22 protein-coding genes and 2 tRNA genes are annotated in these 21,625 nt (G+C 40.8%); 22 read left to right on the top strand and 2 right to left on the bottom strand.

Translation table 11 applies throughout. The annotated features are described in order from the left end of the window. Positions 1-217: 217 nt before the first annotated feature. From yabP to GY23_RS16725, 5 genes are all read left to right on the top strand, one after another. Complete coding sequence (gene yabP, locus GY23_RS16745) at positions 218-517, top strand: sporulation protein YabP (protein WP_075620333.1); 300 nt, start codon at positions 218-220, stop codon at positions 515-517. After that, entirely contained in the window at positions 514-996 is a 483-nt protein-coding gene (gene yabQ / locus GY23_RS16740) for a spore cortex biosynthesis protein YabQ (RefSeq protein ID WP_342742426.1), read from the top strand. Before yabP ends, yabQ begins: the two co-directional genes overlap by 4 nt. 60 nt (positions 997-1,056) lie before the next feature. Continuing rightward, positions 1,057-1,479 carry an FtsB family cell division protein gene (locus tag GY23_RS16735; RefSeq protein ID WP_075620331.1) on the top strand — a complete coding sequence of 141 codons (423 nt, stop codon included), beginning with the start codon at positions 1,057-1,059 and terminating at the stop codon, positions 1,477-1,479. Positions 1,480-1,603: 124 nt separating this feature from the next. Beyond that, positions 1,604-2,023 carry a S1 domain-containing RNA-binding protein gene (locus tag GY23_RS16730; protein WP_075620330.1) on the top strand — a complete coding sequence of 140 codons (420 nt, stop codon included), beginning with the start codon at positions 1,604-1,606 and terminating at the stop codon, positions 2,021-2,023. A 184-nt stretch (positions 2,024-2,207) separates the two neighbouring features. Continuing rightward, on the top strand, positions 2,208-2,666 hold the full coding sequence (locus tag GY23_RS16725) for a DinB family protein (RefSeq protein ID WP_075620329.1): 459 nt from the start codon (positions 2,208-2,210) through the stop codon (positions 2,664-2,666). A gap of 190 nt (positions 2,667-2,856) precedes the next feature. Here GY23_RS16725 and GY23_RS16720 read toward each other — a convergent pair. Both GY23_RS16720 and GY23_RS16715 read right to left on the bottom strand, forming a co-directional pair. Beyond that, positions 2,857-2,928 (bottom strand) — tRNA-Glu (locus GY23_RS16720). Positions 2,929-2,980: 52 nt separating this feature from the next. Continuing rightward, positions 2,981-3,054 (bottom strand) — tRNA-Met (locus GY23_RS16715). A gap of 115 nt (positions 3,055-3,169) precedes the next feature. On the opposite strand from GY23_RS16715, the gene GY23_RS16710 reads away from it, so the two are divergent. The 17 genes from GY23_RS16710 (at position 3,170) to lysS (ending at position 21,377) form a co-directional block, all read left to right on the top strand. Further along, the gene (locus GY23_RS16710; RefSeq protein WP_245827692.1) at positions 3,170-5,656 is read left to right on the top strand and encodes a SpoIIE family protein phosphatase; all 2,487 of its coding nucleotides are present in this window, start codon (positions 3,170-3,172) and stop codon (positions 5,654-5,656) included. A 26-nt stretch (positions 5,657-5,682) separates the two neighbouring features. Beyond that, complete coding sequence (tilS, locus tag GY23_RS16705) at positions 5,683-7,071, top strand: tRNA lysidine(34) synthetase TilS (protein ID WP_075620328.1); 1,389 nt, start codon at positions 5,683-5,685, stop codon at positions 7,069-7,071. 18 nt (positions 7,072-7,089) lie between these two features. Further along, the gene (gene hpt, locus GY23_RS16700) at positions 7,090-7,632 is read left to right on the top strand and encodes a hypoxanthine phosphoribosyltransferase (RefSeq protein WP_075620327.1); all 543 of its coding nucleotides are present in this window, start codon (positions 7,090-7,092) and stop codon (positions 7,630-7,632) included. A gap of 130 nt (positions 7,633-7,762) precedes the next feature. Further along, positions 7,763-9,760, top strand: coding sequence for an ATP-dependent zinc metalloprotease FtsH (ftsH, locus tag GY23_RS16695; protein WP_075620326.1), 1,998 nt, complete (start codon positions 7,763-7,765; stop codon positions 9,758-9,760). A gap of 200 nt (positions 9,761-9,960) precedes the next feature. After that, the gene (locus tag GY23_RS16690) at positions 9,961-10,725 is read left to right on the top strand and encodes a type III pantothenate kinase (RefSeq protein ID WP_075620325.1); all 765 of its coding nucleotides are present in this window, start codon (positions 9,961-9,963) and stop codon (positions 10,723-10,725) included. Between the two features lie 16 nt (positions 10,726-10,741). Continuing rightward, positions 10,742-11,623, top strand: coding sequence for an Hsp33 family molecular chaperone HslO (hslO, locus tag GY23_RS16685; RefSeq protein WP_075620324.1), 882 nt, complete (start codon positions 10,742-10,744; stop codon positions 11,621-11,623). Then, on the top strand, positions 11,607-12,530 hold the full coding sequence (locus GY23_RS16680) for a peptidyl-prolyl cis-trans isomerase (protein WP_075620323.1): 924 nt from the start codon (positions 11,607-11,609) through the stop codon (positions 12,528-12,530). The genes hslO and GY23_RS16680 overlap by 17 nt, the downstream gene beginning before the upstream one ends. A gap of 270 nt (positions 12,531-12,800) precedes the next feature. Continuing rightward, the gene (cysK, locus tag GY23_RS16675) at positions 12,801-13,724 is read left to right on the top strand and encodes a cysteine synthase A (RefSeq protein ID WP_075620322.1); all 924 of its coding nucleotides are present in this window, start codon (positions 12,801-12,803) and stop codon (positions 13,722-13,724) included. 109 nt (positions 13,725-13,833) lie between these two features. Continuing rightward, positions 13,834-15,252 carry an anthranilate synthase component I family protein gene (locus tag GY23_RS16670; protein ID WP_075620321.1) on the top strand — a complete coding sequence of 473 codons (1,419 nt, stop codon included), beginning with the start codon at positions 13,834-13,836 and terminating at the stop codon, positions 15,250-15,252. Then, on the top strand, positions 15,249-15,842 hold the full coding sequence (gene pabA / locus GY23_RS16665) for an aminodeoxychorismate/anthranilate synthase component II (RefSeq protein WP_075620320.1): 594 nt from the start codon (positions 15,249-15,251) through the stop codon (positions 15,840-15,842). The genes GY23_RS16670 and pabA overlap by 4 nt, the downstream gene beginning before the upstream one ends. Continuing rightward, positions 15,842-16,690, top strand: coding sequence for an aminodeoxychorismate lyase (pabC, locus tag GY23_RS16660; protein ID WP_075620319.1), 849 nt, complete (start codon positions 15,842-15,844; stop codon positions 16,688-16,690). The genes pabA and pabC overlap by 1 nt, the downstream gene beginning before the upstream one ends. 5 nt (positions 16,691-16,695) lie before the next feature. Beyond that, positions 16,696-17,547: a dihydropteroate synthase gene (gene folP / locus GY23_RS16655; RefSeq protein ID WP_075620318.1), complete on the top strand. Its 852-nt coding sequence runs from the start codon at positions 16,696-16,698 to the stop codon at positions 17,545-17,547. A 13-nt stretch (positions 17,548-17,560) separates the two neighbouring features. Next, a complete protein-coding gene (gene folB, locus GY23_RS16650) occupies positions 17,561-17,929 on the top strand; it encodes a dihydroneopterin aldolase (RefSeq protein ID WP_075620317.1) in 369 nt (122 codons plus the stop codon). Continuing rightward, a complete protein-coding gene (folK, locus tag GY23_RS16645) occupies positions 17,926-18,444 on the top strand; it encodes a 2-amino-4-hydroxy-6-hydroxymethyldihydropteridine diphosphokinase (RefSeq protein ID WP_075620316.1) in 519 nt (172 codons plus the stop codon). The genes folB and folK overlap by 4 nt, the downstream gene beginning before the upstream one ends. Further along, positions 18,396-18,608, top strand: a complete 213-nt coding sequence (locus GY23_RS16640; protein WP_075620315.1) for a helix-turn-helix domain-containing protein — start codon at positions 18,396-18,398, stop codon at positions 18,606-18,608. The genes folK and GY23_RS16640 overlap by 49 nt, the downstream gene beginning before the upstream one ends. Before the next feature lie 17 nt (positions 18,609-18,625). Then, positions 18,626-19,651 carry a tRNA dihydrouridine synthase DusB gene (dusB, locus tag GY23_RS16635; protein ID WP_075620314.1) on the top strand — a complete coding sequence of 342 codons (1,026 nt, stop codon included), beginning with the start codon at positions 18,626-18,628 and terminating at the stop codon, positions 19,649-19,651. A gap of 235 nt (positions 19,652-19,886) precedes the next feature. Further along, positions 19,887-21,377, top strand: coding sequence for a lysine--tRNA ligase (gene lysS / locus GY23_RS16630; protein WP_075620313.1), 1,491 nt, complete (start codon positions 19,887-19,889; stop codon positions 21,375-21,377). The last annotated feature ends 248 nt before the right edge of the window (positions 21,378-21,625 follow it).

Genomic DNA, 21,625 nt, shown 5'->3' with positions numbered 1-21,625 from the left:
GAATGCTGTAGATGTTGAACAAATACAAAAGAGTGCATTTGCGCTTAGCACAGCTTTTCTGCATCAAGCTTGCGCAGGAGTAAGCCGCAATCGCAAATGTACGATAAACGACAGTATCATTTTACATAGCTAAATAAAAAGCATGGCCAAAATTTGGTCATGCTTTTTTATTTGCTTGCATATAGTAAGTGGACTGGACAAGTAAAGGAGGAATTTTATGCAATATCAAGCTGAGCATTCATCTATCACCATTCCATCTGGAGATCACGTAATCAGTTTACGTAATCGAAAGCGTATGGATCTAACATCCGTTAAATCGATCGAACGTTTTGACCAGGAAGAGTTTGCAGTATTGACATCACAAGGACATCTAAGCATCAAAGGTGATGATTTACGCATTGTTCATTTAGATGTGGACAAAGGGTTACTTACACTTGAAGGTCATGTACGCACGTTCCAATACGATGAAGAAGAACGTGACCAAAGCAAAAACTTCCTGCATAAATTGTTTGGATGACAATCTCTTATCAATTTTTAAGTCTGCTGGCCATGATTGCAAGTGGCGTGGCCACAGGCTTTTTAGTTGAAAGTTTCCGTGACGGTTGCCGAGCGCTTCGTCCACGAGCTTTCCTCAGACGTTACCAAGGCTTCTTTGAAATTTTATTATGGTTGATTCTCGGATTTGCGAGTTTCTACTTATTATTTTATTTAAGAGATGGGTCTTGGCGCATATATGATCCGTGTGCTCAAGTTGTAGGAATCATTCTTTACGAACTATGGTTTCGTAGACCCATGTTAGCAGGACGGCATGTGTTTTTTCGAATAGTCGTATTTCCTATATGGTGGATAATAAAATTGGTTTTTTCCATACTTCGTCAAATTTTCCGTATCATAGTGAATATTTTCTTGGTCCTTATGTGGCCATTTATAAAAGTAACTCAAAAAATTGCTAAAAAAATACCCAAAATACCCCGAAAGCCCCTTAAAAAAACTTGAGTTTTCAGTTATAATATCAACTACAATACAGTTGACAAATTATGGCTGGGAGTGAACAACTTGGGTGATAATAATCGGAGTAGTGAAGAGAGTCGTAATGTTTCATCTATTAATAAGGACTATGTACGCTCGGTTGAACGCCAAGAAAAACGTCAAAAAGCACATAAAGTTCGCCTGTTTAGACGCTTAACTGTTTTCTCTGTCATTGTAGTTGCGGTCATGGGATGGCTAACCGTTACCATGCTTAACCAATCTCAAGCATTGGCTGCAAAAGAAGAGAGAAAAGAGAAAGCACTCATTACCTTAGAACAAGTGCAGGATGAACAAGAAATGTTGAATTCACAGATCCTTAAATTAAACGATGACGAGTATATAGCGAAACTGGCAAGAAAAGAATACTTCCTTTCAGAAGACGGTGAAATCATATTCGCCATACCAGAAAATGAAGGAAATAATGAAAAAAACAATGATTCTAAAGAGTAGTCTTGTTGACACTCTTTTTTTGTTGGCTATAATTAAGATTGAAGACCTGTAATATTTGGGTCCGCTATTACGATTACTAGGCTCTAAAGGAGCCGCTTAATTTTTAAGGAGGAGCATTTTTTTTATGTCAATTGAAGTAGGCAGCAAGGTAGAAGGTAAAGTAACAGGAATCACAAATTTCGGAGCATTCGTCGAACTACCAGGTGGCTCAACAGGTCTTGTTCATATCAGTGAAGTAGCTGATAATTATGTGAAAGACATCAACGAGCATTTGAAAGTTGGAGATATGGTTGAAGTAAAAGTGATGAATGTGGAAGCAGACGGCAAAATTGGCTTATCAATCCGCAAAGCCAAGCCTCAAGCTGAGAGACCAGAACGTCCTCAACGACCACGCCAAAATAGTCGTCAAAACGATAGAGCACCGTTCAAAGAAAACTTTGAGCAAAAAATGGCACGTTTCTTAAAAGATAGTGAAGATCGTTTGTCCACTTTAAAACGTGCAACTGAATCGAAACGCGGCGGTCGTGGCGCGAAACGAGGATAATTTGCTGGCTGTTTTAATCGTAGAAAAAGTGTTTTATACAACACCCTTGCTAATTGGCAAGGGTGTTTTTTGTTTTTCAAAAAATAAAGAAAAATGCACTCTCTTGTTTTAAACAATTTAATTGTTTCGTTAAAGGATTTTTAAACAAATAAGGAGAAGTAAATTCTGGAAAGGAGAGATGTATATGAGGAAACAAGAAATAGTAGCTAAACAATTGGAATATGTAAATTGGTTGGATACGCTATCTTCATTATCCGAAGAAAGTGCAACAACCCCATATCAACCAGGAAAGTGGTCTCCAAATGAAATCATCATGCATTTAGCTGAGTGGGATCGTTTTACATTTGAAGATCGTCTTCCCTATATGAAGGAAGGTGCTACACTTGAAAAATCCCCAGAGTTCGAAGAATTTAATAAAAAAGCTGCAACACGTGCTGCTAAACAGACATTTAAAGAAACCGTTGCTTACGCGAAAAGGGAACGTCAACGTCTTATCCAAAAACTTGAAGAAATAGATGACGGTGAATGGGGCAATGAATTTCAAATTGGCAAACATACTTTGTCGATTAAGGAATATTTTTCCGACTTTTCTGAACACGACGAACATCATAAACGACAAATTGAGAGTGTGCGCGGTAGATAGTGAGATTTTTTGTATAAATTAATTTGGTAGATAAACAAAAAAACAGCAAGGCACTAAGCTCTTGCTGGTTTTTACATTTCTCTATGTCTAGCTCCGAGCGCCAGCCTGCGGGCACATTCTAGGAGTCAGAAAGGAAAGTTTCGTCTTTCTGACATCCAGGCTAGAATGGTACTTTCCGCTTTACTGATGATGACCCCTACGGGATTCGAACCCGTGTTACCGCCGTGAAAGGGCGGTGTCTTAACCGCTTGACCAAGGGGCCGTGAAAAAAAGTGTCAGCGGGAATTTCCGTTGACACTTTTGGCGTACTATTATGGCGGCCGAGGGGATCGAACCCCCGACCTCACGGGTATGAACCGTACGCTCTAGCCAGCTGAGCTAGGCCGCCGTTGTTAAGAACATTTATAATAATACAATCGAACATATCGAGTGTCAATAGGTCTTTTCATAATTTATCACGTTTCTTCTGATATTTCGTCGAAATGTTTTTTGGAAGTGCTGTCATGAATAGACAAACTTCAAACCAACTCTCTCCTATAATAAAAAACATCGCATGGGAAGGGATTGGTTTCATGAAATCGTGGACAACTGATAGTGTGAAGAAAATACCCGTTTGGAGCCGTTGGGCGCTCTTAGTAAAAAAGAAAAAGTTAAGGATCACCTTATCGGTACTCATTTTATTTTTTGCATTCTTCTTATCAAAAGCTGTGTTATTTGAAGCGGCTGTTCCATTTTTTCTCCCCATTTGGGCTATTGTAGCAAGGAGGTACCCGCGTTACTTACCGCTTGTTTGGGTTGGTGGTCTCAGTGGGAGCTTAACCCTTGGAATCGGACAAACCCTCCTCCATGTATTGCAAGTGGGAGGTTATCAAGCAATCAGCCACTTTCTGAAAAATAAAAAGTTTATTCCATTACAGGTGGCGATGGTCATCCTGCTCGTCCAAGTTGGTTGGCAATGGATATCTTATAGCGGAGAAATTCCTTTGGCGGTTTCTCTATTGGTCTTGTACGAAAGTATTTTGTCAGCCATTATGACGGTGTTTTTATTCCAAATATTTGTTCCAATGCATGCATTAACAACAGCAAAATGGACGTTTGAGCGAATCGGGGCAGCTGTAATGGTAAGCGCTTTAATGTTAACGGGTATGGGTGGTTTGTTATTTGGACTCATCTCGATGCCACTGGTACTGGTCCATCTCGTGCTCTTTGGAGCAGTTAGTGTAGGGGGCTTATTTGTTGGAACAGCGGTTGCCACAATTATGGGTACCATTCTAAGTTTGTCTCAATTATCTTTTAGCGGCATGATTGCCGTTTATGCATTAACGGGTTTATGTGCAGGGTTGTTTCAGAATAAAGGCCGTATCTGGATGTCCATCGGTTCTTTTGGCGCTGCTATATTCTTTACGGTGTATGACGCAACTTTACCGCTAGATAAAGTGTACTTTGCTTCATTAGCATGTGCGGCGATGATTTTCTTCTTGGTGCCGAAGTCATGGGTTATGTATGCACAAAACCAATTTTTCCCGAAACAATCATCCGTTCTTTTTAAAAGACAACAATGGTTAACGGATAAAGTGAATACACAATTGTCCGACTTTCAACAGTTTGTAGAATTTATTACACAACTAGTGAATGATCGTTTTCCTACACAAAAAGAAATTGCTTCAACCAATCAAACACCAAGTTACTCCGTTTGTGGAACTTGTTTTAGACAAGAAAAATGTTGGGGTGCTGAAGGTCAAGGGATGCATCCAATTATTGATGAATGGAAAGACATGCGTGGTCATACAAAGTCAGGTGTTCGTTATCGATTGAATGACCGAATACAAGAAAAGTGTGTACGTTCCAGTGGTTTAATCGATGCTCTTGAAGAAGAATATGCAAATAATAAATTGGCAGGGCATTATGCTCACGGTAAAAAAATGCTGGCGTATCAACTACGCGATATGAGTCAACATGTTAGTGAGCTCATGTCAGATTTACAATTGAATGAAACAAATCATGAGTCGGAAGAAGAGAAAATTTCAAGACGTCTAGACGATGCGAAAATCGCACACTTTCAAATCGATATGCTTTCGGAAGAACCGGGGGCAAGAAAAATTGTTTGCTGTTTGCCTGTCAAACAAGCGGAATGGGAAACGAATCAAATGATTGGAGAGCGACTTATTATCCCGATTCTTCATGAATTATATGATGAGCCTTTCGAAATTAGTCGTACTTCTGAAATTCAAGATCCATTTGCTCATCTTCAAATTACATTCCAATCGGCTGTTAGATTTACGTTTGATTACGGTGTATTTACAAGGTCCTATCAAAATACAGTTTATTCAGGGGATGCTCATAGTGTAATCCCTTTGCATAGTGGATTGGTAGCATTCATATTATCTGATGGAATGGGGCAAAACGTAGAAGCGTATCATGAGAGTAGAAAAGTCATTCGTTTGTTACGCGAATGCTTACAACATCAAATGAATCCTGAAACAGCAATGCACACCCTCCATTATGTGATGTCACTTAAACATCACTCAGATATGTATGCAACCGTAGACTTGGCATTACTTGATTTACAACAAGGAAAACTTTGGTCGTTTAAAGCGGGGAGCATGTCCACATATTTACTGAGAGGAAAAGATTGTGTGAAAATCGATAGTCATAGTGTACCAATTGGATTCTTGCCAACGATGTCAGTAGATGCAGAGGAACGAATTGTAAAAGATGGGGATACCTTAGTGATGCTATCAGATGGGATGTTCTCACCAGAGTATTCATTAGAAGAACAAGAAAATGAATTGATTCGACTTATGAGAAAGTATGAAGCAACACCTACCGGCTCACTTGCCGATTTATTAGCCGCTGAATTTAGTCGCAAATATCCAGCAGCAGAAGACGATCGAACACTAATTGTTGTGAAGGTAAGACACGCTGTACCAGAATGGTCATTATTTTCACCATCTAATCGAAATGTTTCCCGTGAAAGAATGTTAAAATAAATGAAGGATAAGGAGGTGCCAAGAAGTTGGGGTTTTATACACAAATAATGACGTTTATTCAAAAACACAATTTGATAAGCGACGAGGATCGACTTCTTGTCGCATGTTCTGGGGGCGCAGATTCAGTTGCGCTCCTCACTTTTTTACAACAAGAAAAAGATAAATTTGGGATAGAATTGGGCTGTATCCACGCAAATCACGGACTAAGAGGAAAAGAATCGGATGATGATGAACGTTTTGTAGAAATGCTATGTCAAGATTGGGACATTCCGTTTTATACCAAAACCTTACCTATTCGAGACATTTTAGAACATGAAAAAGGGAACTTGCAGGATATATGTAGACGTGAACGGTACAGTTTTTTTATGCAAGTGATGCAGCAGTCTGGGTATAACAAATTGGTGGTAGCCCACCATGCGGATGATCAAGTGGAGTCCGTTTACATGGGATTAACAAGAGGGACGAGAGCTAACGGTATGTTGTCAAAACGAAACTTTGGAAGTGGGGAGTTAATTCGCCCTTTTTTATCAGTCACTCGTAAACAAGTTGAACATTATTTGAATAAACAACACCATACATATCGTGAGGATTCAAGTAATCAAAAAGATGCATACATGCGCAACCGTTTTCGCCATCATATTGTGCCGCTACTTCAAGAAGAAAATTCAAATGTGGCATCAGTCATCCTTCAATGGGTGTCGCAACAACAACAAGATGAGTTGTTGTTGCAAAAGCTTGCCGCGAAAGAATATAAGAAAATTATCAAAGACATTAGCCATCATTCATTATCAATTGATTTGCAACAATTTCAAGATATTGAGCCTGCTTTACAAAAAAGGGTCATTCTACTACTATTAAACTATCTATACCCACATGAAAATTTGTGGTTGAGTCATTCACTAGTTGATCAAATTCATAACCAATGTTTTGAACACAAAGGTTCGAACGAGATTCATCTTCCGAAAGGTGGGAAAGTGATCCGCCAATACTCAATTATGCATTTTTCATTTGAAGAAGAGGTCTCAAAACATCCAATCTTTCCAATAATGCTTATTGTGGGAGAATGGAAATTGATTGAGTCGAACCTGCGGATAAAAGTATGTGATCGGGAGGATTCGGTAAGTGATGCTGAAGGATGGTATATTACGCTTGAAGAATTTGAGTTACCCATCCAAGTACGAGGAAGAAAACCCGGAGATCGACTGTTGTTAAAAGGCATGAATGAACCTAAACGATTGTCACGCCTTTTGATTGACGAAAAAGTACCTCTACATACACGTGATTCGATTCAATTGCTCGAAACACAACAAGAGGAAATCATTGCTGTGCTAGGCTTACGCCTAGGTTCACGTTTTACCAAACAACCACATGAAGGTTGGACGCATAAGTTGATTATTGAAAAAGAGAGCGTCTAAGCTCGAGGAGGAACCCATATGTTAGAAAAAGATATTCAAGAAGTGTTGATCTCTGAAGAACAACTCCAAGACAAAATCCGTGAACTAGGAGAAAGGTTGACAGCTGATTACAACGATAAGTTTCCACTTGCAATTGGTGTACTTAAAGGTGCAATGCCATTCATGGCCGATCTTATGAAACGCATGGATGTATACATGGAGATTGATTTCATGGATGTATCGAGCTATGGCAACGCAACCGTATCATCAGGTGAGGTAAAAATCGTCAAGGATTTAAACACAAGTGTTGAAGGTCGTGATGTTCTTATTCTTGAAGATATTATCGACAGTGGCCTAACACTAAGCTATTTGGTGGACCTTTTTAAATATCGTAAAGCAAAATCGATTAAGGTTGTGACACTTCTAGACAAACCTACTGGACGTAAAGTGGATTTAAAAGCGGATTATGTAGGGTTCGAAGTACCTGATGCATTTGTGGTAGGGTATGGTTTAGATTACATGGAAAAATACCGTAACTTGCCGTATGTAGGCGTTTTGAAGAAGGAAGTTTACTCGTTCTAAAAGAGTGATCACTCTTTTGCCATGAATTAAAGATTTTGGGATAAAAAGCAAGGCTTATCGTTGTACCCTTTTTTGTACGTATGATAAGATTATCTTTAGTTTTTCTGTATATTTTGTGAGGAGGCTTGGGATGAATCGAATATTTCGATACACCATATTTTATTTATTAATTTTCCTCGTGATCATCGGAATTTTTGGTACGTTTAATAGCGGGAAAGACCCAACCAAAGAAATCGATTATGGCGAGTTTATTACTGCATTAGAAAGTGGAGAAGTGAAAGAATTTTCTATGCAACCAGATCAATTGGTTTATGAAGTTCGAGGGAAAATGGAGAATTATAAAAAAGACGAAGAGTTCGTCACGATGATTCCTCAAAATAACCAAGGTCTCTTAAGCTTAATTGATGAAGCAGCGAAAACAAATAATGTCGCTGTTTTAAAAGCACCAGAAACAAGCGGATGGGTTCAGTTCTTCACTGGTCTAATTCCATTCATCATCATCTTCATCTTGTTCTTCTTCTTGTTGAACCAAGCTCAAGGTGGCGGGAATCGTGTGATGAACTTCGGTAAGAGTAAAGCGAAGTTATACGATAACGAAAAGAAAAAAGTACGCTTTAATGACGTAGCGGGTGCGGACGAAGAGAAACAAGAACTGGTAGAAGTGGTAGAGTTCTTAAAAGATCCTCGCAAATTCGATGCAATTGGTGCTCGTATACCTAAAGGGATTCTGCTTGTTGGACCTCCAGGTACTGGTAAAACATTGCTTGCTCGTGCGGTAGCAGGAGAAGCGGGCGTACCTTTCTTCTCAATCAGTGGTTCTGACTTTGTTGAAATGTTTGTAGGGGTTGGTGCATCTCGTGTGCGTGACCTTTTCGAAAATGCAAAGAAAAATGCACCATGTATCATCTTTATCGATGAAATTGATGCAGTTGGTCGTCAACGTGGAGCAGGCCTTGGTGGAGGGCACGATGAGCGCGAACAAACCTTAAACCAATTGCTAGTAGAAATGGACGGTTTCGGAGCAAATGAAGGAATTATTATCATTGCTGCAACGAACCGACCAGATATTCTAGATCCAGCACTTCTTCGTCCAGGTCGTTTTGACCGTCAAATCACGGTTGGTCGCCCAGACGTAAAAGGTCGTGAAGCGGTACTTGAAGTACACGCTCGCAATAAACCTTTGGATGAACATGTTGATTTAAAAGCAGTTGCACAACGCACACCAGGGTTCTCTGGAGCAGATTTAGAAAATCTTTTAAACGAAGCAGCTTTAGTTGCTGCACGTCGTGACAAGAAGAAAATTGATATGTCTGATATCGATGAAGCAACGGACCGTGTAATTGCGGGACCTGCGAAAACGGGTAAAGTCATATCCGCAAAAGAACGTAATATTGTTGCCTTCCATGAAGCAGGACACGTGGTCATTGGCTTAACATTAGATGACGCAGAAATTGTTCATAAAGTAACAATCGTTCCTCGTGGTCAGGCAGGCGGTTATGCCGTGATGTTGCCAAAAGAAGATCGTTATTTCATGACCAAACCAGAATTACTTGATAAGATTTCCGGATTACTTGGTGGACGTGTAGCTGAAGATATCGTTTTCGGCGAAGTATCAACAGGTGCTCACAATGACTTCCAACGTGCTACTAGCATTGCACGAAGCATGGTCACTGAATATGGAATGAGTGATAAACTTGGACCGATGCAGTTCGGTCAAGCGCAAGGAGGTAACGTCTTCTTAGGACGTGACTTCAACTCTGAACAAAATTATTCGGATGCGATCGCCTACGAGATTGACCAAGAAATGCAAAGCATGATCAAAGAGCAGTATGCCCGTACAAAAGAGATTTTGACGGAAAAACGCGAGTTGCTTGAATTGATTGCAAACACACTCCTAGAGGTGGAAACGTTGGATGCCGGTCAAATTATGCACTTGAAAGAGCATGGTACTTTACCGGTGCGTTTGACTGAAGCAGCGAAAGAAGAAGCGGTCTTGTTGGAAAAACCAACTACTGACAATGTTACACCGGATGTTACGGGTGCACCGAATGATCCATCAACTGGTGATTTACCGAAGGAAGAAGAGACAAAAGAACCTTCATATGACATTAAAGAAGAACGTAAATAAAGAAACAAACAAAAAAGCTGATTGATCTTCCTTTTGGGAAGTCAACCAGCTTTTTTATGTACGTCTAGATATGGTATGATGTCTTCTAGAAAAGCGTAAAGTGCCAAGTGAGATCGGACTCTACGAAATTTGGAACAGGCTGAAAGATCGCCTTGACTCCGACGGTTAATATGACATTCATGGACTAGTGAGGTATAGCGATGATACTTGTTTTAGATACAGGAAACACGAATATTGTGCTGGGTGTTTATCATAATGACGAACTCATTCATCACTGGCGCCTAGAAACGGATCCCTATAAAACAGAAGATGAATATGGGATGCAAGTAAAAGCTTTATTTAATCACGCGGAAATTGAGTTTAAACAGATAGATGGAATTATCATTTCATCCGTAGTCCCGCCGATTATGTTTTCGTTAGAGCGGATGTGCCAAAAATACTTTGGTATAAAGCCGCTCGTAGTTGGTCCGGGAGTCAAAACAGGATTGAATATTAAATATGAAAATCCACGGGAAGTTGGAGCGGATCGCATTGTTAATGCGGTAGCGGCAATCGATGTATATGGACCACCGCTCATCATTGTTGATTTCGGTACAGCCACCACGTATTGCTATGTAAACGAAAAAGGTGATTATATGGGTGGTGCAATTGCGCCAGGTATCGGTATTTCAACCGATGCTCTTTTTGCACGAGCATCCAAATTGCCGCGTATTGAACTAACCCAACCGGAAAATGTTGTGGGGAAAAATACGATTTCAGCGATGCAAGCTGGTATTGTTTATGGCTATGTCGGGCAAGTTGAAGGTATTGTGTCCCGCATGAAAGCACAAAGTAAACTACAACCGACCGTCATCGCGACTGGTGGGATGGCTAGCTTAATCGCTAAGGAAACGACAGTGATTGATAATATTGATCCCTATTTAACATTAAAGGGACTTCACTTAATATACGAACGTAACCAATGAGAAAAGAGGAATAATAATGTCTGATTATTTAGTAAGAGCATTAGCATTTGATGGAAAAGTACGTGCTTTCTCTGTCCGTACAACGGAAACTGTGGGAGAAGCACAACAACGCCACGATACATGGCCCACTGCGTCTGCTGCACTCGGTCGTTCTATGACGGCGGGGGTAATGATGGGTGCCATGTTAAAAGGTGATGACAAAATCACAGTCAAGGTTGAAGGGAAAGGCCCAATTGGGGCAATAATTGTTGATAGTAACTCAAAAGGAGAAGTACGTGGATACGTTTCTCATCCTCATACTCATTTTGATCTAAACGAGCACGGGAAACTCGATGTACGTCGTGCGGTTGGAACGGACGGACTTTTGACGATTGTAAAAGATCTGGGGATGCGCGATTTCTTTACAGGTTCTGTACCTATTGTTTCAGGTGAATTAGGGGAAGACTTTACCTACTATTTTGTAGCTTCTGAACAAGTGCCTTCATCTGTGGGGTTAGGGGTGCTCGTAAATCCAGATAACACAATTTTGGCAGCTGGTGGATTTATCATTCAGTTAATGCCTGGAATAGAAGATGATACGATTTCTGTCATTGAATCAAAACTAAGTGAAATGGAACCGGTCTCTAAACTAATAGCGAAAGGTTTATCGCCGGAAGAACTATTACAAGAAGTATTAGGTGCGGAAAATGTACAAGTTCTTGATAAAATGTCAGTATCGTTTGACTGTAACTGTTCAAAAGAGCGTTTTGGTACAGCTATTTTAGGATTAGGTGAAGCTGAAATTCAGGAAATCATTGATGATGAAGGCCAAGCTGAAGCTCAATGTCATTTCTGTATGGAGAAGTACCATTTCTCACAAGAAGATTTGGAATCATTTATCAATGAAATCAAGTCATAACGATCATCGGTTCACTCAGAAGAGATTGAAAACAAAACCAGTTCTTATCGTACTGAGCATTTTACTACTCGGTAATTTACTGTGGTTCATTGCATGGATGATTCCAAACGGCGGAGCGTCTGGTAGTAGTGAAGAGGTGGCATCTGTTGCCGGAGAAAAAATCACCCGAGAAGAATGGATGGTCGCGATGGAAGAGCAGTACGGTAGAGATACGTTGCTTGAACTAGTGAATTCAAAAGTGATGGAAACAGCTGCCGAGAAATATGAAATTGACATTTCTGATCAAGAAATCGATTTGGAACTTGCGTTAATTCGTTCCGCTCAAGACAATACCGAAACACAAGTTCAGTCGTTGAATAGAGATATGCAACGTCAAAAAATGCGTGCACAACTCATCTTAGATAAAGTCTTAACAAAAGATGTGGTTGTTGAAGATGAACAAATCCAAACGTTTTATGAAAAGAATCAAGCATTATATAATATCCCAACCACTTATCGTACTAGTTTAATAGTTTTACAGTCAGAATCAGAAGCAAAGGAAACGATGAATGAACTTGAAGGCGGTTCTTCTTTTGACGTACTAGCTCGTGAACGATCGGTAGATGTTTCATCCGCGAGTCTCGGAGGAGATATTGGATTTATTTCAAAAGGGCAAGAAAACGTGGACGCTGCCATTGTGGAAGCGGCTAGTGATTTAAAAGCGGAACAATGGAGTAGCCCATTCGAACTTTCAGATGGTCGTTATGGCATTGTTTATGCACAAGATATTGCCGAAGGACAATCGTTTTCGTATAAAGACGTGAAGGATCATATTAGGCGCGAATTAGCCTTAGAACAACTTCCACAATCGGTTTCCCCAGAAGTATTTTGGAAGGAATTTGACACCGAATGGTTTTATGGTGAATGACACCGAAAAGCGGAAAGTGCCACTCTAGCTCGACACCGGTGCTGGAAGAACCGATTCGAAAGCCTGCTTTCGCATGAGGGTCTGAAGCTTAGGTTCGAGCTGGCGCTTGGAGCTAGACATAGAAATAGGGGAAGTACCATATAATAACGTTATACTTAGCAATCTACTGATTTGTTCAGGAGATTGCTTTTTGTTTGCGAAAAATCAGAAAAATTGGTAGGATAAAGGGTATAAATACCAATTGAACTACTAGGGATTAGGAGTGAGTATATGTCACGTGTTGGAAATTCAGTAGCAGATTTAGTGGGGAAAACCCCTATTGTAAAATTAAACCGGTTAACGGGACCTGAAGATGCAGAGGTTTATTTGAAATTAGAATTCTTCAATCCAAGTAGTAGCGTAAAGGACCGTATCGCTCTTTCGATGGTTGAAGCAGCTGAGCTTGACGGAAAACTACAACCAGGCGATACCATTATTGAACCTACCAGTGGTAATACAGGTATTGGTTTAGCGATGATCGCAGCAGCCAAAGGGTACAAATCGGTTCTTGTTATGCCTGAAACGATGAGTTTGGAACGTCGTAATCTATTACGTGCATATGGTGCGGAGGTCGTGTTAACACCAGGACCCGATGGGATGAAGGGTGCAATTGCCAAAGCATCGGAACTTGCTGAACAAAATAGTTGGTTTATGCCACAGCAATTCAACAATTTAGCAAATCCCGAAGTACATCGTTTAACAACTGGACCTGAGATAGTAGAGGCGATGGATCAACTAGACGCTTTCGTGTCAGGTATTGGTACCGGAGGAACAATTACAGGTGCTGGTGAAGTGTTGAAAAAGAACTTCCCAGGTATTGAAATTATAGCAGTTGAGCCAAAAGACTCGGCAATTTTATCGGGTGGTAAACCAGGTCCACATAAAATTCAAGGAATCGGTGCAGGGTTTGTTCCAGAAACGTTGAACACCGAAGTTTACGACAGCATTATTCAAGTTTCAACTGAGGAGTCATATGACACAGCACGTAGAATGGCCCGTGAAGAAGGAATCTTAGGTGGTGTCTCCTCGGGGGCGGCGGTATTTGCCGCACTTGAGGTAGCGCGTCGACTGGGAACAGGCAAAAAGGTTTTAGCTATTCTCCCATCAAATGGAGAACGTTACTTAAGTACACCACTTTATCAATTTGAAGATTAACAATAAGAGATGAAGAGAGGACGGAGACGTTCTCTTTTTTTTGTGGCTTTCGGGATGTCATTCACGATAAGATGAGAGCAATACTTGTTTTAACTGGGGGAGACCGAACATGAGTGAGTGTCAATTACATACAACTACCATTTCGTTGAATAAAGACGAATTTTACTATGCTTATAAAGAGTTAACAAAACATAAAGCGCACCATATTTTGATGGAAAGCGGCCGTGGGGGACAGTTTAGCGTAGCTGGTTGGAATCCGTTAGCAATCGTACGGTCAATTGAAGGTGGACTCCACATTGAATGGCGCAATGGAACTGTGGAGGAACGCCATGGTGAAGCACTATATTTACTCGAACAATTGGTAGCGGAATTTCAATTCCAACATATTGATGATTTACCAGACTTTCAAGGTGGAGCAGCCGGTTTCATTACGTATGACTATGCACGTCAAATAGAAACACTGCCAAATGACACTGAAGATGATTTACATATTCCAGACTTGTTCTTCTACTTGCTCGATCAATGGGCGGTATTAGATATTGAAAAAGAAACTGTTCACATTATGCATCTATCGAACGTGGAAGTTGATTTACGAGCGGAAACTGAAAAATGGCAACACGCGGCAACGAAAGGTTTAGCGTCACGGGTTTTTTCGCCAGGTATTGGAACTGAAGTACCGGAAGATGATGCGGAGCTTTATGTCTCAATGACGGGACCGTCTTTTGAAAAATCTGTATCACGAGTCCAATCTTACATTAGCCAAGGTGATGTGTTCCAAGTGAATTTGTCGGTACGTCAATCGAAAGCACTTTCTGTATCGCCGATGGTTTACTACGAAGCGCTGCGTTCGTTTAATCCTTCTCCGTATATGTCCTATATTCAGTCACCGGAGTTTGTGGTGGTTTCAGGATCGCCAGAACTATTGGTGAAGAAAAAAGGGGATGAATTATCAACTCGTCCAATTGCAGGGACCCGACCTCGTGGGAAAGATGAAGCAGAAGATGAACGACTTGCAAAGGAATTGATTGATAATGAAAAAGAACGTGCAGAACACGTGATGCTTGTTGATTTAGAACGCAATGACCTGGGTCGTGTGTCCGCCTACGGTTCAGTTGATGTGAATGAGTTTATGGTTATCGAAAAGTATTCGCATGTGATGCATATTGTCTCAAACGTTAGGGGCACACTTGCGGAAAATACGTCAAATGCCGAGGTCATTCGTGCAGTATTCCCGGGAGGCACTATTACAGGTGCTCCGAAAATTCGTACGATGGAGATCATAGAAGAACTAGAGCCGGTAAGAAGGGGTTTATACACAGGATCAATCGGATGGCTAGGTTACACAGGTGATTTAGAATTCAATATTGTGATCCGTACGGCTTTTGTGCAAGACGGTGTGGCGCATATACAAGCGGGGGCTGGAATTGTCATTGATTCCATTCCGGAAAACGAGTATATTGAGTCGTTAAATAAAGCAAAAGCGTTGTGGCAAGCAAAAGCAATGGCGGAAGGACTGGGCAGAGTATGATATTGATGATTGATAATTATGATTCGTTCACGTATAACTTAGTTCAATACTTTGGTGAGCTTGGAGAAGAGCTACTCGTGAAAAGAAACGATGAATTAACTATGGAAGATATTGAATCCTTACGTCCTGAAATGATTGTTGTCTCTCCTGGTCCGTGTACGCCGAATGATGCCGGAATTAGCTTAGAAGTCATTGCCCATTTTGCTGGCAAAATTCCGATTTTCGGTGTATGTCTGGGCCACCAATCGATTGGACAAGCATTCGGTGGGAACGTTATCCGTGCTGAACGTTTAATGCATGGCAAAACGTCACCGGTTCACCATGATGGAAAAGGGGTGAATAGCGGGATGCCAAACCCATTCCAAGCCACTCGCTATCATTCGTTGATTGTGGAAAAAGAATCCCTGCCAGCATGTTTGGAAGTGACATCTTGGACTGCCGAAGGAGAAATCATGGGGCTTCGTCATCGGGAGTATGCCATTGAAGGAGTTCAATATCATCCAGAGTCGATCATGACTGAAGAGGGTAAAAAGTTACTTCGTAATTTTATTCAGACTTACTGCCATTCTGCAAAGGAACAAAAAGCTTAATGTGGGCTTGGATGGATGGAGACTACATAAAAGCAGATGAACTCCGCATATCGCCATTTGACCATGGCTTTTTATATGGGTTAGGTTTTTTTGAAACATTTCGGACATATGGTGGGAAAATATTTTTGTTCACTGACCATTTAAATCGTTTACAGAAGGCGCTCGATGAGTTTCATTTACATGTTGATTTAAAGGTATTGGACATTTCTGCGATTGTTCGCGAATTAAATGAGCGAAGTGATGGATATGATGGGTATTTTCGTTTAAACATATCGGCGGGTGCACATGACATTGGGTTGGCACCCTCTGTTTACGAGAAACCAACTATTATCATTTTCAGGAAACCATTACCTCCATTAACACGTGGGAAAGAAAAATCAGCGGTGTGGTTGGAAACGCGGCGCAATACACCAGAAAGTGCAACACGTCACAAATCACATCATTATGCCAACAACGTACGTGCACGATTAGAATTATCATCACTAGCTGAACTTGAAGGCTTCTTTTTGACTAGAGATGGGCATGTCGCAGAAGGGATTACATCTAACATCTTTTGGGTGAGTGAAGGTGAATTATATACTCCGTCGCTTGAAACGGGTAGCCTAGCAGGTACAACACGGGATTGGGTGATACGTGAAGCAGCCATTTTAGGGATACGTGTGAATGAAGGTTTATATGAACCTGGAATAATCGAGCAGGCAGAGGAAGTGTTTGTAACTAATGCGGTTCAAGAACTGGTGCCCATCAAACAACTGGAATCATCACTTTATGCAGGTACAGATGGTAGAATATATTCGACTTTACATAAACGCTATGTTGAACAAGCGGAAAAACAACGCCAGGAGTGAACAGATTGAATTTAAAACATTACACCACACCATTTGAAGTGAATGGAACAATCTATGATTTTCAAAAAGAAACGATTGTTATGGGCATATTAAATATCACCCCAGACTCCTTTTCTGACGGAGGGCGCTATGATGCGATTGAAGAAGCGATTACCCATGCAAAACAAATGGTTGCGGATGGTGCGAAAATCATCGATGTGGGTGGCGAATCAACGCGACCAGGTCATGCCCCAGTAAGTGAAGAAGAAGAAATTATGCGAGTTGTCCCTGTCATTGAAGCGTTGGTGCGAGAGCTGGGTGTTGCCATTTCTATCGATACATATAAAGCACGCGTAGCTGAAGCGGCTGTTTTAGCAGGTGCCCATATTATCAATGACATTTGGGGTGCAAAAAGAGATCCGGAGATTGCACAAGTAGCGGCTCGATTAGGCGTTCCGATCATCCTAATGCATAACCGTGATGTGGCGGAGTATAGTGATTTTTGGCTAGATGTACAAGCGGATCTAGAAGAGAGTGTTCAAATTGCCAAAGATGCAGGCGTGCCTTCTCAACACATATGGTTAGATCCGGGTATCGGTTTTGGAAAAACAACTGAGCATAACATTTGGATGATGCAGCATTTACGAGATCTTGTAGAGTTGGGTTATCCTGTGTTGCTAGCAACTTCCAAGAAAACAATGATTGGGAATATATTGAATTTGCCAGTTAACGAACGACAAGAAGGCACAGCTGCAACCGTATCTTTTGGAGCTATGCATGGATGTCATATGATGCGCGTGCACGATGTGAAGGAAATCATGCGTACGGTAGAAATGATGGATGTATTAACGGGTAAAAGGCTTTATACAGGGAAATAAGGAGGGGAATGGCTTGGATTATATTCATGTTAATGAAATGGAATTCTGGGGTTATCATGGAGTTTTTGCTGAAGAAACGAAACTCGGACAAAGATTCCGCGTTACACTTTCATTGGCGGTAGATTTGCAAGAAGCGGGTCAGACGGATGATCTAGAAAAAACCGTTAACTATGGAGAAGCCTTTGTTGTTTGTCAAAAAGTTGTTGAAGGGGAACCTGCAAAATTGGTGGAAACAGTGGCGGAGCGAATTGCTACAGGAATCTTATCTAAATTTACAGGGCTTGTAAAAGGGTGTAAAGTAATCGTGATTAAACCAGATCCCCCAATTCCGGGTCATTATCGTTCGGTGGCTGTTGAAATTACAAGAGGCGAGTTTTTATGAATACAGCATTTCTTTCGCTAGGATCGAATGTAGGTGATCGTTTTGCTATGTTGCAAGATGCCGTTCGGATGTTGCGTCATCAAGAAGGGGTAGAAGTCACACGGATATCATCCGTTTATGAAACCGATCCAGTCGGATACACTGAGCAAGCAACCTTTTTAAATATGGTCGTCGAAATCATGAGTGAATTATCTTCTGAAAAAATCCTTTCAATTTGCTTGGAAACCGAGCAATCTCTGGGGCGTATTCGCGAATTCCGATGGGGACCTAGGTGCATAGACCTTGACATTTTGCTCTATAATGACGAAAATATAGTGTTGGAGAAACTAATAATCCCTCATCCACGTATGCATGAGCGAGGTTTTGTTCTCGTACCGTTAATTGAATTAGTACCAGATCAAGTACATCCAGTTACGGGAGTGCCTTTTAGTGATTATGCAAAAGGGCAGAAAGAAGGCGTTCACGTATGGAAAACAATAGATGGGGTCGACGCATTCGTGCGTTCCGAAAGTTAAAGATGATCAAGCAAGATGACTTTGCAAAAGAAATTCGCATGTCAACATCAGTTTTGGGACAAATTGAGCGGGGAACCCGAGTGGCAACTAGAGAACAACTAGAAATAATGGCATCCGTGCTTCATATACAGGTAGAAGAGTTAATGGGTGAAAAGAATTCATAGGAAAGGAGGAACAAACAATGACAAAAATAAGTGAAAAGCCCTTTCAGATTGGTAACCAGGTAATGGACAACCGTGTCGTTTTAGCACCTATGGCAGGTATTTGTAACTCGGCATTCCGTTTGACGGTAAAAGAGTTTGGAGCAGGTCTTGTGTATGCAGAGATGATCAGCGATAAAGGTATCGTGCAAAAAAATGAAAGAACGTTGAACATGTTGTACATCGATGAAAGAGAAAATCCGTTGTCATTACAAATTTTTGGTGGAGACAAAGAAACACTTGTGGAAGCTGCAAAATATGTAGATCAAAATACGAATGCAGACATTATCGATATCAACATGGGATGTCCAGTATCAAAAATTATTAAATGTGAAGCGGGAGCGAAGTTATTACTCGATCCTGAAAAAATTTACGAAATGGTTGCAGCAGTCGTAGATAACGTTAAAAAACCCGTCAGTGTTAAAATGCGTACAGGTTGGAATCTAGACCATTTATATGCAGTTCAGAACGCACAAGCAGTAGAACGTGCAGGCGGATCAGCTGTGGCAGTTCACGGACGTACACGTGTACAAATGTATGAAGGTCATGCAGATTGGGATATCATTCGCCAAGTGAAAGAGAACGTCAACATTCCTGTAATCGGAAACGGTGACGTGGAAACACCACAAGACGCGAAACGTATGTTAGAGCAAACGGGCGTAGATGGTGTCATGATCGGTCGTGCAGCACTGGGTGATCCATGGATGATTTATCGCACGGTTGAATACTTGGAGTCTGGAGAATTGAAGCCAGAACCATCTGTTCGTGAGAAAATGGATGTATGCTTACTTCACTTTGAACGCTTACTTGCTCTTAAAGGTGAACACGTAGCTGTTCGTGAAATGCGTAAACATGCTTCATGGTATTTAAAAGGCATCCGTGGAAACGGAAAAGCTCGTAATTTGATTAACCAAACAGAATCCGCAACAGAATTCCGTGCATTCATTAATAATTTTGCAGAAGAGCATATGTCGTTATCTCAAGAACTTGAAACAAGTGCAATCTAAACGTGTATGAAGAGCTGTCACTTATGGTGATAGCTCTTTTATATATAGAGGATATTTTTCAGAATTATAGAAATATCAGTGGATTTGTGCGAAAAGTGGAATTAGACGTGAAGACGTTTGTGAAATTGTGTACAATTAGTTCATTATGAGTGGCTGACTATGAAGGGTAGACCCTTCATGGTTTTTCATTAAATGGCTTAACGGAGCTATCACAAGAAAAAGGAGTGAAATAAACATGTCTCATTTAGATGAATTAAACGATCAACTTTTGGTGAGACGCCAAAAGATGACATCAATAAGTGAAAGTGGACTTGATCCATTTGGAGGACGCTTTGAACGTACGCACTTGTCTGAAGACATTCGTGGAGAATTCGATCAGTTTACAAAAGAACAACTGGACGAAGAACCTCGTGAAGTTACAATCGCCGGACGAATTATGACAAAACGCGGAAAAGGGAAAGCTGGTTTCGCACACCTTCAAGACTTCCAAGGACAGATTCAAATCTATGTTCGGAAAGATGCGATTGGTGAAGAGGCGTATCATTTATTTAATACAGCTGACTTAGGCGATATAGTTGGTGTTCGTGGCAATGTGTTCCGTACACAAGTAGGAGAGCTTTCAGTTAAAGCGGTTGAATTTACGTTCTTAACAAAGTCACTTCGTCCTATGCCGGAAAAATTCCACGGACTAAAAGACGTGGAACAACGTTACCGTCAACGTTATTTAGACTTAATTACTAGTGAAGACAGTAAAAATACATTTATTACACGTAGCCGCATCATCCAATCGATGCGCCGTTACTTAGATGGTGAAGGTTTCTTGGAAGTGGAAACGCCACTTATGCATGCAATTGCAGGTGGGGCGGCAGCACGTCCATTTATTACCCACCACAATGCATTGGATATGACATTGTATATGCGTATTGCCATCGAACTACACTTGAAACGATTAATCGTTGGTGGACTAGAAAAGGTATATGAAATCGGGCGTGTATTCCGTAATGAAGGAATCTCGACTCGACACAACCCTGAATTTACAATGCTTGAGCTTTACGAAGCGTATGCAGATTACCGAGACATCATGGCATTAACGGAAAACGTTATTGCCCATGTAGCACAAGATGTACTTGGAACGACTAAAGTAATGTACGGTGAAGATGAAATTGATTTATCTCCAGGCTGGAAACGTCTACACATGGCAGATGCCGTAAAAGAAGCAACAGGTGTAGACTTCTGGGTAGAGATGACGAAAGAACAAGCGCATGCTTTAGCGAAAGAACATGGTATAGACGTAAAACCTTCTATGGAAGTGGGACATATTCTAAATGAATTCTTTGAACAAAAAGTAGAAGAGACACTAGTCCAACCTACATTCGTTTATGGCCATCCTGTAGAGATATCTCCATTAGCGAAGAAAAACCCGGAAGACGGTCGCTTTACAGATCGCTTTGAGTTATTCATTGTTCGTCGTGAACATGCAAATGCTTTCACGGAATTAAATGACCCAATTGATCAACGTCAACGTTTTGAAGCACAACTTGTTGAAAAAGAAGAGGGTAATGATGAGGCACATGAAATGGATGAGGACTTCATTGAAGCTTTAGAATACGGAATGCCACCAACGGGTGGTTTAGGTATTGGAATTGATCGTTTAATTATGTTGTTAACGAACTCACCATCTATTCGCGATGTACTGTTATTCCCACAAATGCGTCACCGTGATTAAGTGATGGATATTAGAAAGAAGTCGGGTTTTGTTACCGACTTCTTTTTCATTTTTTTAGGTCATTAGCATCTTTATTATTTTAATAATCTTTTAATTTTAAAAAGGCTTGTGTGCTTTGCAAGATGGTGGTATATTAATCAAGTCGCTAAAACAGGCGGTAAACAAAAACAAAATAGCAAACTTAATTGTTGACAAGCAATTGAGAGTTTGTTATAATATAAAAGTTGTCGCAAGAGCGAACGACACAT

Source organism: Paenisporosarcina indica (genome assembly GCF_001939075.1).
Taxonomy (GTDB): Bacteria; Bacillota; Bacilli; order Bacillales_A; family Planococcaceae; genus Paenisporosarcina; species Paenisporosarcina indica.
The sequence above is the reverse complement of the archived record's forward strand: the minus strand, read 5'-3'. Positions and strand labels throughout refer to the sequence as shown.